Below are 15,345 nucleotides of genomic sequence, written 5' to 3'. Positions count from 1 at the left end.
GACGACCGTGGACGGTGCCCGGTGCGCCGTCCCGACCACGGGAGGGGTGGAGTCCGGTGCCCAGACGGTGGACCCTGATCCTCAGGGACCGGGCCGACGCGGCGCGGCCCGTCCGCCCCGAGGACTGCCACGGGCTGCTCAACCGCTGGTGGCCGCAGACGCGGGCCGAGCACACCTCGGCCAAGCGCTGGGTGATGAACGGTTGGCCGACCCCGCTGGGCGACCGCCTGTACCTGTGGACCCTCACCTGGCTGGACGACGATCCTGCGCCCGTCGACCCCGGCGAACTGGTCGGCCGGGTCCACCGGGTCGGCGACCACCGGTTCGAGCTCCTCTCGGTCACCCGGACCTTCGACACCCCCTACACCGCGTTGCTCGCCCCCGGGCGCCGGAGCGTCGCCGTGCGCGCCGCCGAGGTGCGCACCGGCACTCCGGTGGTGACGACCACCCGCGACACCACGGGGGAGCGCGTCCCGCACGTGTGGCCCGACCCCCGGCGGCTCTTCGGGGCCGTGCACCGGTCCGGTGGCGGCATCGTCGGGGGCAGCGGCGCCGTGGGCGCGGTGGCCAGGTTCGCCCCGCCCGCGCTGGTCGGGCCCTGGCTGGAGAACGCCCTGGCCGTGCTGGGCCGGGTCCGCCGTTCGGCGCTGCCCGGCGAGGAGGTGGCGCTCGCCGAGCACCCGCACACGGAGGGGCACACCGTGCGGGGCTGGCAGGGGGGCCTGCGCCTGGACCTGGTCGACGGCGGTCCGGGCGAGGCCGGGACCTTCGCCGCCCTGTTGGAGCTCCTCGAACTCGCGGGGGTCGGCAAGCACACCGCACGGGGCTTCGGCGCGGTGCGGGTGGACACGGTCACACGAATCCCGGTCACGGCGCGCGTGCCCGCCCCACGGCCGGTTCCGCGCACCGCCCACCGCGTCCGGCACGTCCGCCCCGGGCCGGTCGACGCGCACGCGGTGGCCGAGGCGGAGGAGTTCGGGGGCACGTTGTTCGACTGACCCACAGACCGCCGGTTCCCGCCCGAGGACGGCGGGCGGGGGCCGGTGCCCCACCCCGGCGGCCGCGCGGCCGCCCTTCACGGCTCCCACCCGGTGGACGGGGTGGGAGCCCCTCTCTCGTCCTCGCCCGTGCCCGGCCCGGATGGTTACCCGGGCCGGGAGTCAGCGCGTGCGTTCGTGCGGCACGGGACCGGGCGGGGTGCGCCCGTCCCCCTCGCGCAGGGTCCGGGCCAGCCCGAGCAGGTGGGGTACGAGGTCCTCGGGAGACAGGGCGGGGCCGGTGCGCTTGCCTCCGGAGGGGCGGTCGCGTTCGGATCGGGTGAGCCGGTCGTGTCTGCTCGGGGTCGCCATGAGGGGCCTCTCTGCTGTCGGGCGGGGGAGGGTCCGTGCACTGTGCTCTCTCGGACAGGGCCGGACTCTCCCGGGCAGAGGGGGCGTCGCCGCACCGGGCGGACGGACCACCGCGCACCGGCAGGAGGCCGACCGAGGAACGGAAGGGCCCGAGAACGTGAGGGCCCGGAGGGGGACCGCAGACACGGGCGAGCCTCCGGGCCCGGGGGCGCGGGGTCCTTTCGTGCCCGCGTCATCGCGGCCCCACGGCCCACGGGGGCGGGAGTGACCGGATGGGGCCATCGGGGTGACGGGAGGCGATCGCTCCTGGTTGGGTGGTGAGGACGCCGTCACCGTCCGAGAGAGGTCGGAAGGGCTCCCGTTCCCGCGCGGAGCCCCGCGCGTTCCCGCCGTCCACCGGTCACGAGGAGTCCGTCGCGGTGACCCAGGCCCCCGAGCACCGACCGACCGAACCCCGCCCCGCCCACCGACCCCGCGTCCCCCACGCGTCCGACCAGCCCCCCGACGTCCCGGCCCCCGAAGCCCCGGTTCAGGAAACCCCGGCCCCCGCCCCTCCGGCCACCGGGGTACTGGTCGGCGTCGACCTACGCGGCATCCAGGCCTTCGTCTACAGCGGCCGCCGCATCCTGGACGCCGTGGGGCGCGCCGCGCTGGTCGCGGAACTCACCGACACCACCGACCCCGTGTACGGGGTGGCCGACCTCGTCCCCGAGGACTGCCTGGTGCTGCGGGACGCGGGCGGCGCCCTCACCGTGGTCCTGCCCGACCCGGAGTCGGCACGCCACTTCACCGGCCGCTACACCCGCAGACTGCGCGACCGGGCCGGCGGGCTGACCCCGGTGGTCGCGTTCGTGCCCTTCGGCCCCGGAGCCTCCCCCCTCCCCGGCACGGACGCCGTCGCGGACCTGGACACGGCACTGGCGGAGCTCCCGGTGCGCCTGCGCCGGGCCCGCCGTCACATGTCCGTCCTGCACACCCCCGCGCCGGGGTACGGCATCACCGCCGTGTGCTCGGTCAGCGGGGCCCCGGCCGAGGCGGTGGACGGCAGCAGACCCCTGGAGGACGCCGCCGGGGCGGGACGGCGCGTACACGAGCGGGTCGCCGCCGACGTCGCCCGCGCCCGGGGGATCGGGCGCCGCTGGCACCGCGCCCACAGCGACGCCTGGCTGACCGGCCCGCACTGCGATCTAGCGCTGCCGATGGAGGTGGACCGGCTCGGCCGCGACCACGGCGAGGTGAGCCGTGTGGCGGTGGTGCACGTGGACGTCAACGGTCTGGGCGCGCTGCTCGGGGAGTACCGGGAACGGGCCGGGACCCCGGGCGCACCCGGTTCCGGGGCGCTGGCCCAACGGGAGCTGTCCCTGCGCGTGTCCGGGCTCGTGGAGGGGTTGGCCCGGGCCCTGGTGCGGGCGGTGGCGGCGCGGGTCCGGACCGCTCCGGGGCGCTCTCCCTGGTTGCCGGGGGTCGACACCGCGGGACGCGTCACCCTGGACCACGAACCGCCCGGACCGATCCTGCTCCCGGTGCGCCCGATCGTGGTCGCCGGGGACGACCTCACCGTGCTCTGCGACGCCCGGATCGCCCTGAGCCTGGTCCGGTACGCCCTGGAGTGGTTGGACGCGGACCCCGAGCGGATCGGTGACCCGGCCGACCCCCGGGCGGCCCTGCACCGGGCGCTCGCGCGCGCCGACGTCCGGGGGCGGACGGTGAGGGGCCCCGGCGGACGCGCGCACCGCACCCGCGTGCCGACCGTGGGCGCGGGTGTCGCGGTGCAGCCCGTGGGCGCCCCGCTCGCGCTCGGCTACGACCTCTGCGAGGCCGTGTGCCGCCTGGCCAAGGCGCGACGGGTGAGCGAGGTCGCCGCCGACCCCGCCGCGGCCCAGGAGCACACCGTGGCCTGGACCACTCGCTTCGACGGCGTCGACCGGGTCCTGGACCGCATGGCGGCGGCCCGCGCGGCCGTGCCCGCGCGCACCGCCCTGCCGATGACCGGCTCCGCCTTCGCCCGGTTCCTGGACCGCTACCTGTCCGCGCGGGGACCGTTCACGGACGGGGACGCACGCCACCGGGGATGGCTGGTCTCGGCCCTGGTCCCGCTGCTGGAGTCCGGCGCGGACCCCGGGCCCGAGCTGGACCGCCGCGCCCGCGTCACCGGCTGCCCCGTCGTCCTGCCCACGGGGTGGACCCACGGCGAGCTGTTGGACGCGGCGGCCGTGCGCGACCTCTACCTGGACCCGGGGCTGACGGAGGGCGGGGACCGATGAACCGACCCGACCGGATCGTGCTGCGCCTGGCCTCCCCCGCGCTGTTCGTCGGCGCGAGCGCGGACGGCACGGGCGCCGACACCGACGTGGTCACCGACGGGCACGGGCTGCCCTACCTGCCCCGGCACCGGCTCGCCGCCCGGCTGCGTACGGCGGCCCTGGACGCGGCGACGGTCGCACCGGACCTGGCGGAGGCGGTGGAGCGGTTGTTCGGCAGTGAGGGGTCGCACGGCGCCGACCGCGCGCTGCGGGTGGGGCACGCGCTTCCCTCGGACCCGGTCCGCGCCGCCGTCGCCCACGCCCTGGCGGGGCGTGCCGGACCCGCGCGCACCACTCTTCGCCGGGCGGTGACCGAGGCGCACACGACGCTGGAGACAGGAGTGGAGATCGGGCCCGACGGCGCCGCCGAACCCGGTCGACTGCGCACCCACCGGGCGCTCCTGCCCGGGCTGCTGCTCACCGCGTCCCTCACCTGGGCGCTCGCGCCGTCCGGGGAGGACTGGCGCTGCCTGGCCCGCGCGTGTTTGGCCACCGACCGGATCGGGCTCCGCTCGACCCGAGGCCGGGGGCGCGTCGACGTGTACCTGGCCCGCCCCGAGGACCCCGATCCCCGTGCCACCACGCTCGCGCTGGCACGGCCGCCGGTGCGGCCGGGTCCGGCCGACCCGCCTGCGGAAACTCCCACGGGCCCGCCTCCGGGACCACTACCGGACCCCGCGCGGAGAACACCCACGGGCCGCGCTCCGGACCCTGGACCGGGGAAGCCCCCGGACCCGCGACAGTGGCCAGGGAGCCCCGGCGGGGGATCGGATGCATCCGTGTCCGGGCGGGAGGGCCGCCGACCATGAACCCCGCCCCGTCCTCCGCTCCGTCCCCCGCCGCACCCGTCAGCGCCTACCTTCCGTTGCGGTACGTGCTCACCGACTCCCTCGCGGTGCGCACCTCCTTCGACCCCCTGCGCGTGGACACCGAGACCACCATCAGCGGTCGCGCCCAGCGCGGCATGCTCGCTGCCGCGCTCCGGCGCGCCGGGCTGCCCGACGAACTCCACTCCTGGGTGGCCCGAGGCGAACGGGTCCGGTTCGCCCCCGCCCACCCCCGCCTGGAACAGCACGAGCGTCCCGGAGTCCCGGTGGTGGCCCACACGCCACCGGCCCATCTCTACACCCCGGGCAAGGACGGCGACACCCTCGTGGACCTGTTCGCGGACGGGGTCGACCGACCCGGTGTCCCGCACCGCGCGGTCCGGGACCCGCTCACCCCCGACCTCTCCCTGCGGGCCGCCGTGCGCACCACCTCCGAGAGCTACCTCGGACGGGGCGCCCCCTTCTTCACCACGAGTCTGGACCCGGGCCAGGTGTTCGAGGCCCGCTGGCAGCTGCGCGGGCCCGACCACGCCTCCCTGCGAGCGCTCGCCGAGCGGATCACCGCGGTGCTGGCCGACGCCGAGGGGACACTCACCCTGGGTTCCGGCGGCACCCGCGCGCACGGAGGGGTCTCGGTGACTCCCGTACGCCCCGACCGCCTGCTCTCCCCGGACCGGGTGGAGGCGCCCGGCCCGGACCGGTCCAGGCGCGGCGGCCGTGAGGTCGACCTGGTCCTGCTCTCCCCGGCGGTACTGGTGGGAGCGCAGGGACAGGAGCGTCCGCACGCCCTGGTTCCCGCCGTCCGCGAACTCCTCGCCCGCCGTCTGCCGCACACCCCCGTCACGGTGGTGGCCGCGCACGTCGAACCGGTCCTGGTGGGCGCCTACCACCGGGCCTACCGGGGTCCGATGGCGCAGCGGTGGGCGGCGGCCCCGGGGTCGGTCGTGCGCCTGCGCCCCGGCGGGGGAATCACCACCGCCGAGGTACGCGACCTGGAGGCCCACCCCCTCGGCGGACGCCTCGTGGACGGCCACGGTCAGTTCGCCCTGTTCGACCCGCCCCCGCGCGCGCCCCTGCCGCTGGCCCCGCCCTCGGCCCCCCTTCCGGCCCGCCGGAAGGGAACGGTGACGCTGTCCGACGGCCGGGCCCTGCCGGAACCGGCCCCGCTCGACTCCGGCCCCTCCCCGGAGCTGGACTCCCTCTACGACGCCCTGTTGTGGGACGCCGCGGCACCCGCCGTCCGCGACCACGCCCGCGCCCTCGCCTCGGCGGGCACCCTCGCCCCGCTCACACCCAGCCTCCTCGGGAGGTTGCGCGAGGTGGTGAGCCGCCCGCACGGAGACCCCGGCGAGGCGCTGGACGCGCTCCGACGCACCCTCGACGCCCCGGAGGGGGAGGGCGATCCCGTGCACCGGGTACTGCGGGAGAGGGCCGTGGGGGCCCTGCGCCGGGCCCGGCTGGCCCGGCCCGGCCCGGGGCGCGCGCTCACGGTCCACGCCTGGCTGACCGGTCTGTCCGCCGGTCCGGTGGCCTGGTGGCGGGAGAACCGTCCCCGGTTCGCCCACGACCCAGCCTACGCCCGCGCGCTGGCCGCCGTCGACCTGTCCGTCCCGGACGGGCTGCCCCCCGCCGACCGTGCGAGCGGGCTGTCCACCCGGGCCGAGCAGTGGGAGCACGGGGCCTCGGCCCGGTTGTGCCTGTTGTTGGTCTCGTCCTGGCTGGCCGAGGCGGCCCGGACCCTGAGCACCGAGCGGGACCGGGCGTGACGGGCGCCGAAGATCCGCACGGGCCGGGAGCCACCCGCGTCGTCTGGGAGTTCGCGGTTCGGCTGGGGCTGCTCACCGACACCCACGTCGGGGCGGCGCGTGCCACGCCCCGGCACGTCGCGGAGAGCGACGTGGACCTGCGCCTGGACCGTGACCCCCGCACCGGGGTGCCCCGGCTCCGGGGGACCACACTGGCCGGTCTGCTCCGCCACGAACTGCTCGCCCGCACGGCCGATCCGGAGAGCGCCGTCGCTCTGCTGGGCTCGGGGGAGGCCGAGGGGGCGGGCGCCCGGGCCAGCGCGGTGGACCTCGACGACGCCCACGCGGACCTCCCCGAGGGCGGAGCGGTGACGGTCCGGGTGGGGACACGGGTGGACCCGGCCTCCGGCAGTGTGCGCCCGGGTCTCCTGTGGCAGTGGGAGGTCCTTCCCGCGGGCACCGTGTTCACCGCCCATCTGCGGCTGCGTTCGGGCCGAGAGGCCGAGGAGGCGCACCTGCTCGGCCTGCTGGCGCGTGCCGCGCGCGGGTTGGCGGACGAGGGGCCGGGCATCCGGATCGGCGCGCGCACGGGGCGCGGACACGGCGCGGTGCGGGCCGTCCGCTGGGCGGCCCGCCGGTACGACCTCACGGAGGAACCGGGATGGTTCGCCTACCACGCCCGCGACTGGCGGACCCGGTGGCGGGAGGCCGAACGGGCTCTCACCGAGTCGCCTCTTGACGGGGAGCCCACCGGAGGGCGCCCCGAAGCGTCTGCCGCCCTCGACCCGCCTTGGACGCCACACGCCGGGACGGACCTGGCCGACCTCGTCCGCACCGTCCTTCGCGCGGGCGGGGCGACCACCGCGACCGCCCCGCTCCACGACGGGGCGATCCGATCCGACCGGAGGCGCCGCGCCGAGCTGCGCCTGGAACTGCGCGTGGCCGAACACCCCGACCCGGCGGCCCCGGCGGCGGAACCGCTCCCCGGCACCCTCCTGATCGGCGATCCCCCCGCCCCCGGCCGGGCGTTCGCGGCCGACCGCGTCCACCGGCGGCGCCCGGCCGTCACCGGCCCCGGGGACTCCGAGGCGGAGCTCTCCCCGGTCCTCGGTGACACCGCTCTGTTCTCGCTGGTCAAACGGGTCGGGGGGCGGCTCGTCCGGGACGCCGCCGAACACCTCGCGGTGGAGGGGGCCCCGTGGCGCGCGTGGCACGCGCACTGGTGGGGGGACGACACGGCCGCGCCCCCCGGGTCCCGGCCCGCGCCCTCCCGCATCCGTCTGCGGTCCACCCCCGTGCTGACCGGCGGCGCGGCGGTCACCACCACCCGCCTGACCGTCGACCCGCTGTTCGGCGACGCGGTCGACGGCCACCTGTTCACCGCCGAACTCCACAGCGGGGGCGCGGCCGAGGCCGTCCTCGACGTGGCCGAACCCGACGACGCGGTGCTGGGGATGCTCGCCCTGGTCGTGCGCGAACTGGCCACGGTCCCCCTCGACACCCTCGGCGCGGGTGCGGGCACGGGCGCGGGCCGCCTGCTCGCCACCCGCGCCGTCCTGGTGACCTTCGACGGGAGCGGGGCACCGCCCAGAGAGACGGACCTGCTCCGAGCCCTGTCCGCACCGGCGGGTCCGGACGCCGCCACTGTGCGCGGTTGGCTCCCCGACCTGCACCGACAGATCACCCGTGCCCCGGACCCCGGGCCCGCTGACGAGGGGACCCCCTCATGAACCCGCACGCATCCGCGTCCTTCCACGAGCCCCCGGCGCCGGTCGGCGCCGACGTGCGCCCGCTCCCGGCGCAGGCCGTCGACGAGGTCCTGCACGACGTCTTCGTCCGCGGGCGCCGCTGCCGCGCCCTGGACTCCGTGGGGCCCCCGGGCGGCCCCCAGTGGCTGTTGGCGGAGCTCGGTGACGGCCGGATCACCGGCTCCTGCCCGGGTTCGTGGTGGCGCAGGTCCGACGCCCCGCCCACCGAGCACCTGTCGGCACCGTCCCTGGACCCCGACACCGACCGCTGGCGGGTCCTGGAGGTCCTGGTCTTCGGACCGCACGCGCAGATCCGCCTGGGGGAGTTCGCCGAGCGGGGCTGGATCTGCTCCGACGCCCCCGGCACCCTCCCGGAGTGGTTGCGCCCCCGTGACCGCTCCTTCCTGCTCCAGGGCTGGGCGGGCCCCGACTCCGGTCGCACCCTGGAGGGCGCGGTGCCGTTGTCGGTCACCCGGGAGCCCTCCGGTACCGAAGCGGTGCTCCCGGTGGCCTGGGCCGACTTCTCCGGCCGGGTCCGGCCCCTGGCGGAGCCGGGGCACGGCGCCCTGGAGAGCACGGGCGCCTGGCTGACGGTGCGGGAGTACTGGGCCGCCGACCCGGTGACCGGAGCGGTGGGGGTGGCGCTCCACCGGTTGACCGGGCTGACGACCGGGCGCAAACCCACGGGGCCGGAGTTCGACGTGGGTACCGGCGCCGTGGTCGGAGCCGAGCAGGGGGAGCGGGGCGGCGAACGGTGACCGCCGGCCCCCATCGCGCCACGGCCCCCTACGGCCTGGTCGGATTGGCGGAGGAGCCCCTGCCCGCCGCCGCCCTGCACCCCGGACTCGACACGGCCGCACTGCTGTGCTCGCACGACCGCACGGTCGCGGGAACACACTCGGGATGGATCGACCTCACCGTCACCACCCTGACGCCCACGTTCGTCGGCCAGACCCCGGGGAGCGGCCGGGTGCGCCGCTCCGCACGGCTCCCGCACGGCGACCGCTCGCTGCCCCTGATCCCCGGATCGACCCTGCGGGGCCTGGTCCGCAACACGCTGCGCATGCTCACCAGCGGTGAGAGCGGTCCGGTCAACACCCCCATGCTGTTCTTCCGGGCCCCGGTGCGCGTGGACCCGGGCACCGGGGAGGGGGCACGGTCGGCCCGTTCTCGCCAGGTCATGGCCCGCAGACACGACCACTACCGCAGGCGCCGCGCCGGACACCGCACCCGCCAGGGATTCCTGTACCGCGATCCCGACGAGGGCGGGTGGTACGTGGTGGAGGTTCCCGCCACCGCCCTGGAGCCCGAACCCGGGAGGGCCCTGAAGGTCTCCTTCGACGTGTTGCGGGAGAGCCTGCGCACCTGGGACTTCGGCGTGGTCGACTTCCCTGACCCGCCCCGGGACGGCACGTACGTGCCCACCACCCACGAACAGCACGGCCGCCTGCAACACCGGTGGGTGTACGCGGTGCACCTGCGCGGGCGGCGCGGGATCGCCGCCGTGGCCCCCGACGACCGGGAGGCCCGGGCCCACCTGGCCGCTCACGGGGGTTCCGGAGGGGTGGTTCCGGCGCTGCTGGTCCTCACCGGGAGCGCCGGTCAGGAACGGCGCAACGCCTACCTGTTCCCCCGGCCCCCGGACCCGCCCCCGGGGCGGCTGCCGGTGCCCGACTCCCTGGTGGAGCTGTTCGAGTCGGCGGCCCAGGTCACCGGCTACCAGAGGGCGGCCTTCCCGGACACCCTGGGCGCGGGCGGGGAGTGCCCCGACCGCGCCCCGGTGGGCGGTGCCGGTGGCGGCGGCCTGCCGCGCCGGGGACCGGAACCGGTCTGGTTCGACGTCGACCCCTCGGGGCGGGTGGTCTCCTTCGGCCGCTCCGGCGGCTACCGGGTGACGGTCAGCGACGACGACCCGATCCGCCGGGCGGTCCCGAGGGGCGTGCTCGGACCCCAGCACGGGGACCCCGACCGGACGGAGCGTGCCGGGCGGACCCCGGACGCGTGCCGGGCGCTGTTCGGCGACACCGACCTCCTCGCGGGCGAGTCCGGCGCGGTCAAGGGGCGCGTGTCGTTCGGTAACGCCCTGGGCACGGAGCCCGATCCGGACTACCCGGACGGTGCGGCGCTGCGCGTGCGCCTGCTCTCCCCGCAACGCGGTTGCTTCGCCAACTACCTGGTGCAGGGGCCCGACGCGGCGGGGGAGCGTCCCGACGTCGTCACGTGGTCCCACGAGGGCGACATCCGGCTGGGCGGGTACAAGGCCTACCTGCACCGGCACGAGGACCGACTGGGGTCGCCGGTGCGCTACGACGACCGGGCCCAGGCCGACCTCGGGTTCCTCGTGGTGCGCGAGGGGGCCGACACCGAGCCGCCCCAGGACACCCAGCGCGACGTCATACCTCTCCGGGACGGCCTCACGCTGCGGTCACGGATCACGTTCACGAACCTGACCGCCGCCGAGCTGGGCGCGCTCCTGCGGGCCGTGCTCCTGGGCAACCCGGCGGACGGAGGAGACCCCCGCGACCCCGGGCACGCGCACAAGGTCGGCATGGGCAAGGCGCTGGGCCTGGGCAGCGTGCACCTGCGCCCCGAACTCCACCTGGTGGACCGTCGGGCGCGCGCCGCCGACCTCTCCCTACACCCGGGCGCCGGGGTCACCCGGGCCGGTCCGGGCGCGGTGGCCGCCTTCCTGGACGCCTTCTCCGAGGCCCTGGCCGGGTACCGGGACGCGCGCGACTGGCGTGCGGTCGACCAGGTGGTCGACGTGCTCCTGGCGAGCCGTTGGCGGGAGCGGCTGCCGTTGGCGGAGACGGCGGTGATGTCACTGCGTCAGTTCGCCGAGTACCCGGTGCTCCCGTCGCTGGCCGAACGCTTCGGGGTACCGGGCGGCTGAGCGGCGGTCCGGGCGCCACCGCGCCGCAGGCCGGGTACCGACGTGTCCTCAGTCGTTGACCGCGTCCGCCAGCGCCTCCAGCAGGTCGGCGCGGCGGTCGGGGTCGTCCTGGGCACCCTGCCACAGCAGCGGCGCCCGGGGGCCCTCCTCCAGGAGTCGGCACAGCAGCGCGTCCAGCGAGCCCCGGGGGTCGGCGTCGAAGGCGGCCCGGTGCGCCTGCGCCTCGGCGGCCAGCTCCCGGGCGAGCCAGCCCAGCCACGCCCGCTCGGTCCGGCGGAGCACCTCGCGCCGGGGCCCGTCCGGGTCGGGGTCGCCGTCGCCGCGGGTGTCGCCGTCCTCGGCACCGGTCAGGTCGGGGACGGGGGTGTAGGGCGCGCTGCGGGCCCGGCCCCGGGCGCGCTGCACGAGTTCGAAGTGGCCGGGCATCGTGGCGGCCATCCGCCCCAGGACACCGGTGAGCCGCCGGGCCACGTCCTCGCCGCTCAGACCGGGCAGCAGACGGCGCAGGTGCAGGCGGCGGCGCTGGTCCGGGGTGCGGCCCGGGTCCGCGTCGCGACCCCCGGCCAGCTCGGAGAGCTTGCGCAGCAGGTAGTCGCCGGTGGCGGTGGAGACCAGCGGGGGTTCCTTGACCGCAGTGAGCGACCTGCCGTGCAGGTCCGCGACGGGCACCGCGCTGCCGTCCTCGGTGAAGGACACCGACTCCCCGGGGTGCACGTCCTCCGGCAGGTCGGCGGCGGGGTTGCCCCATCCGGCGGTGAGGACCAGCAGGGCGAGCGCCTCCTGCTCCACCACGTCGGTGGCGACCCGGGCGACGTCGCGCCGCTGGGCCCAGCGGCGGGGGCGTTCGGAGAAGGCGCAGCGGACCTTGCCGTTGGGGGCGGGCTGGGGGTAGACGCGCCGCAGGTTCTTGTACGAACGGTCGCGGCGAACGTCGTCCAGGGCGTCACGGAGGCGGTGCGCGGCACCGCGGTCGATGGCGGAGGACCCGCGCACGCCGGAGGCCCCCGGGGCGGTACGCCCGATCCCGGGCACGGCCTTGGCACCGACCGCGTCGGCGCCCGGAAGGTCGCCCGGGCCACGGGCGGCCGTGCCGTCCGTGACGCCGGCCATCCGCGTGGCGATGACGCTGGTCGGCTCTCCCCGGTGCCTCGCGCACGGACAGTGCTCGAAGCACAGGTCGACGTAGTCGAAGAACTGCTCGGAGTGACCGGCGCAGCCCTGCGCTGTTCCGTCCGAGGAGCAGGGCCCGCACCCCAGGACGCGCGTGAACACGCGCAGGAAGGCGGCCGAACCGAACAGTTCCACGGCGGAGCAGTCATGCTTGCTCACGAACTCTTCTCCCCGGGTGTGCCGGGGCCGGGACGCTTCCCCAGCCCTTCCGGGAAAACGCGTGGTCGAGACGTGAGACGGGTGGTGACACTCCTGCGTCAACGGGAGGTCGATCAACAAAATAGGGCCACCGGGAGCACACTGTCAATTGTCGGTGACTCCACAGTGGGAAAAGCGAATTCCGGGCCTTTAATAAAACGGTCACAGGAAACAACGGCCCCACGAACAACACCACGGGTGACCATCGGGCCAGCACGAGGTGTCCGAGAGAGGGCGGAGAGGGCCTCGGAGCGGGGTGCGTCGCGCCCGTCCCGGTGAAGCGGGCGGCCGACAGGAACGAGTGGTACGGGAGGTCGCTGGATGTCCGTGGTCAATCTGACGCCGCACGAGGTGACGGTCGTCGACGAGCACGCGCGGGTGATCCGGTCCTGGCGGGGATCGAGCGAACCGGCGCGGGTCGAGGCGGTGCGGGTCCCCCTGAGCGAGGTCGAGGGCGTCCCGCTGCTCGCGGAGGAACGCACCCGGGCGCGCCTGCCCGCGCCGGTCGAGGGGGTCTGGTTCATCGTCTCCTCGGTGGTCAGCTCCGCCCATCCGGAACGTCACGACCTGCTCGTCCCCTCCGACCTCGTGCGCGACGACAGGGGTGTGGTCACCGGCTGCCGTTCCTTCGTCCTCACCTCCGTTCCCGTCCGGGCGCACCAATACCGGTGCGGTCCCGCCTGCCGGGTGGGAACGTCGTTTCCCTGATCCATTCCGGGCGCGGGTGAGTACTGTGGTCCCGTTCCTGTTGTCCGGGGACCGCCGACAATGGCGCGTCCGGAAGGGAAGACCGTGGACGCACCCCGAGTCGCCGTCGTCCTCGTGGGCCAAAACCCCACGCCCGCCCTCCTCTCCTCCCTGACCCTGCCGGTCGACCAACTGCTGCTGGTGTGCAGCGACGGGACTCTGCCCGTGGCCCGTCGCGTCGCCGAGGCCGTGGGCCGCGCCGCCCGCGACCGGTCCGTGCGCGTGCTCAGCGTCGGCGCGGACCCGCACGACCCCGACGGTGTCACCGGCCTCCTGGACACCGTCCGCCGGGCCCTGGGCGGCCGCCCCTGGTACCTGGACTACACCGGGGGCACCAAGGTGATGAGCGTGGCCGCCGCCCTTCACCACGAACGGTCCCTGCCCGCGGCGGCCAGCGCCTGGCGGTTCTACCTCGACTCCCACAGCGACCTCCTGCGCACGGCCGACCCCGCGAGCCCCGACCACCCCGTGAGCTGTCGCGGCGTCGACCTGCGCACCCTGGCCGGAGTCCACGGCGCCAGCTGGCTCAGCGACCGCGACCCCGAGCCCGTGCGCCGCTTCCTGCGAGGCGGGGACCCCGCCCTGGCGGCCGCCTACCCGAACCTGCCCGAGAGCGAGCGCAACGGGATCGCGGCGGAGGCCCAGGTCCTGTCCCACCTGCGCCGACTGCTGGGCGGGCGGCCCGACACCGAGGTACTGGGTTCGCGCCGTGTCGCCGACCCCTACCGTCCAGGCGGGTCCGTGGCGGACTTCGACATCCTGGTGCGCCACCGCCACCGCGTGCTGTGCGTGGAGGCCAAGACCCGTGCGGAGGACGTGGTGGCGCGCGCGGGCTGGACGGTGGCCAAGGCCCGCAGGGTCTTCGGTGGTGCCACCCTCGTGCTGTTCGTGTACTCGGGCCCGGTCGTCGACGACCTGCGCACCCGGGTCACCGCGTACAACCCGGCGCTGACCGCACGCCACGTGCACGTGTGGAACCTGGACGCCCTGACCGCGCGGGTCACCTCCTTCGAAGCCGTGCGGGACGCCTTCTTCCCGAGCCTGACGGACACGCCCCCGCCGCCCGCGGTCCCCGCCGTCCTGCCGCAGGCCGCCGCCCCGCCCACCGACCCCTCCGGCCACCAGGCCCCCGGACCCCCTCACCGGCACCCCGGTCCCCAGGACGGACCCCTCCTGGTCACGCCCCTGGGCGGCAGCCGCCTGGGCGCCCTGGCCGCGCTGCACGCCCACCGGCCGGCCCGCGCGCTGGTCCTCCCCTCCCGGCAGAGCCTGCGGGGACGGGTCCGCGAGGCCGCCGCCGGAGCCCTGCGCGCCGCCGAACGGCCCGACGCGCCCCCGGCCGACGCCGCCACCCTGCGCTCCGAGGGCTACCGGGACCGGGTCCGGTTGGCCGCCGACCCCGTGGACGGCTACGACTCCGGCGCGGTCCAACGCGCCGTGCAGGGGTGGATCGCCCAGGAGCGGGACGGGGACCAGCCCGTGGTCGTCGACATCACCACCGGAACCAAGGCGATGAGCCTGGGCCTGGCCCGCGCGGCCCTGGGTTCCGGCGCCTGCGCCACCTACCAGCTGCCCCGTGACCGGGCCGTGGTGTGCCTGACGCACGGCCGTCGCGAACTGGACGGCCGGGCCCGGATCGACTGGTCGCTCGTCCTGTCCGGGTACGCCCCCCTGGCCGCCTCGTTGGACCGGGAGGTCACCGGTCCCGCCCGCGAACAGGTGGACCTGGAGCTGCTCGACCTGGCCGGGTCGGCGCTCGGAGCGGCCGCCTCCGGCCCGGTCTCGGTGTGGTGGGACGTCTCCCTGGCCGACCCCGAGGGGTTCCTCACCGCGCAGGAACGGCCCGCGCTGGTCCTGACCTTCGACGACCGTGCGGTGGGTCTGGCCGCTCCGGCCCGCCGTCGGCGCCGCAGTGCGGACGGGCCCCTGCGGGAGGTGAGCCCGGGGGCGTGGGCGCAGAGCGTGTTCGCGGCCACCACCCACCTCAACGTGCGCTGCGACGTGGCGGGTGCGGTGGTGGCGCTGACCCGCCCCGGCCGGGACGTGAGCCGGGCGGGCGAATTGGTCGACTGGATCGCCCAGCCCTCCCCGGGGCACGCGGCGCCCGCTGGCGGGCTCCGGTTCGGCGAACCGCTGTACCCGCTGGTCGTCGAGGTCGACCCGGCGGTCGGAGTCGACCCGACCGGACCGCTGTCCACGGACGTGAGCGGGCTCTGAACCGGGCGGCGGCTCCGGGGCGCCGGGCGCCGACCGGGGCCGACGTGATCCGCGTCCCTTTCGAGAACCGGCGTCCGGTTCGCGGTGTCCCATCCCGTGCCCCAGGATGGGGTCGCGGCCGCCCGGCCGCGTGTGGAGCGGAAGCGGC

10 protein-coding genes and 1 pseudogene are annotated in these 15,345 nt (G+C 76.5%); 9 read left to right on the top strand and 2 right to left on the bottom strand.

The annotated features are described in order from the left end of the window. The first annotated feature begins 56 nt into the window (after positions 1-56). The gene (gene cas6 / locus ACFYL4_RS21875; protein ID WP_387520457.1) at positions 57-998 is read left to right on the top strand and encodes a CRISPR system precrRNA processing endoribonuclease RAMP protein Cas6; all 942 of its coding nucleotides are present in this window, start codon (positions 57-59) and stop codon (positions 996-998) included. 162 nt (positions 999-1,160) lie between these two features. Here cas6 and ACFYL4_RS21870 read toward each other — a convergent pair whose 3' ends face one another. Further along, entirely contained in the window at positions 1,161-1,349 is a 189-nt protein-coding gene (locus ACFYL4_RS21870) for a hypothetical protein (protein WP_387520455.1), read from the bottom strand. A 419-nt stretch (positions 1,350-1,768) separates the two neighbouring features. On the opposite strand from ACFYL4_RS21870, the gene ACFYL4_RS21865 reads away from it, so the two are divergent. The 6 genes and pseudogenes from ACFYL4_RS21865 to ACFYL4_RS21840 all read left to right on the top strand — a co-directional run bounded on the left by ACFYL4_RS21865 (position 1,769) and on the right by ACFYL4_RS21840 (position 10,865). Next, positions 1,769-3,613: a hypothetical protein gene (locus ACFYL4_RS21865; protein WP_387520453.1), complete on the top strand. Its 1,845-nt coding sequence runs from the start codon at positions 1,769-1,771 to the stop codon at positions 3,611-3,613. Beyond that, positions 3,610-4,254: pseudogene (locus ACFYL4_RS21860) on the top strand (RAMP superfamily CRISPR-associated protein); the annotation flags it as partial. The gene ACFYL4_RS21865 and the pseudogene ACFYL4_RS21860, both read left to right, overlap by 4 nt. Positions 4,255-4,457: 203 nt before the next feature. Beyond that, positions 4,458-6,245 carry a hypothetical protein gene (locus ACFYL4_RS21855; RefSeq protein WP_357764135.1) on the top strand — a complete coding sequence of 596 codons (1,788 nt, stop codon included), beginning with the start codon at positions 4,458-4,460 and terminating at the stop codon, positions 6,243-6,245. Further along, positions 6,242-7,954, top strand: a complete 1,713-nt coding sequence (locus ACFYL4_RS21850) for an RAMP superfamily CRISPR-associated protein (RefSeq protein ID WP_387520450.1) — start codon at positions 6,242-6,244, stop codon at positions 7,952-7,954. The genes ACFYL4_RS21855 and ACFYL4_RS21850 overlap by 4 nt, the downstream gene beginning before the upstream one ends. After that, the gene (locus tag ACFYL4_RS21845) at positions 7,951-8,730 is read left to right on the top strand and encodes a hypothetical protein (RefSeq protein WP_357764140.1); all 780 of its coding nucleotides are present in this window, start codon (positions 7,951-7,953) and stop codon (positions 8,728-8,730) included. The genes ACFYL4_RS21850 and ACFYL4_RS21845 overlap by 4 nt, the downstream gene beginning before the upstream one ends. After that, positions 8,727-10,865 (top strand): TIGR03986 family CRISPR-associated RAMP protein, encoded by a 2,139-nt coding sequence (locus tag ACFYL4_RS21840; protein ID WP_387520448.1) that lies wholly within the window; start codon positions 8,727-8,729, stop codon positions 10,863-10,865. The genes ACFYL4_RS21845 and ACFYL4_RS21840 overlap by 4 nt, the downstream gene beginning before the upstream one ends. A gap of 48 nt (positions 10,866-10,913) precedes the next feature. Here ACFYL4_RS21840 and ACFYL4_RS21835 read toward each other — a convergent pair whose 3' ends face one another. After that, entirely contained in the window at positions 10,914-12,194 is a 1,281-nt protein-coding gene (locus ACFYL4_RS21835; RefSeq protein WP_387520445.1) for a hypothetical protein, read from the bottom strand. A gap of 360 nt (positions 12,195-12,554) precedes the next feature. On the opposite strand from ACFYL4_RS21835, the gene ACFYL4_RS21830 reads away from it, so the two are divergent. Together ACFYL4_RS21830 and ACFYL4_RS21825 are read left to right on the top strand one after the other, a co-directional pair. Further along, positions 12,555-12,941: a hypothetical protein gene (locus ACFYL4_RS21830; protein ID WP_357764149.1), complete on the top strand. Its 387-nt coding sequence runs from the start codon at positions 12,555-12,557 to the stop codon at positions 12,939-12,941. Positions 12,942-13,025: 84 nt separating this feature from the next. Then, positions 13,026-15,197 (top strand): CRISPR-associated protein, encoded by a 2,172-nt coding sequence (locus ACFYL4_RS21825; RefSeq protein ID WP_387520443.1) that lies wholly within the window; start codon positions 13,026-13,028, stop codon positions 15,195-15,197. Positions 15,198-15,345 lie beyond the last annotated feature (148 nt).

Source organism: Nocardiopsis sp. NPDC006938, assembly GCF_042869555.1.
In the GTDB taxonomy this organism is placed as follows: domain Bacteria; phylum Actinomycetota; class Actinomycetes; order Streptosporangiales; family Streptosporangiaceae; genus Nocardiopsis.
The sequence above is the reverse complement of the archived record's forward strand: the minus strand, read 5'-3'. Positions and strand labels throughout refer to the sequence as shown.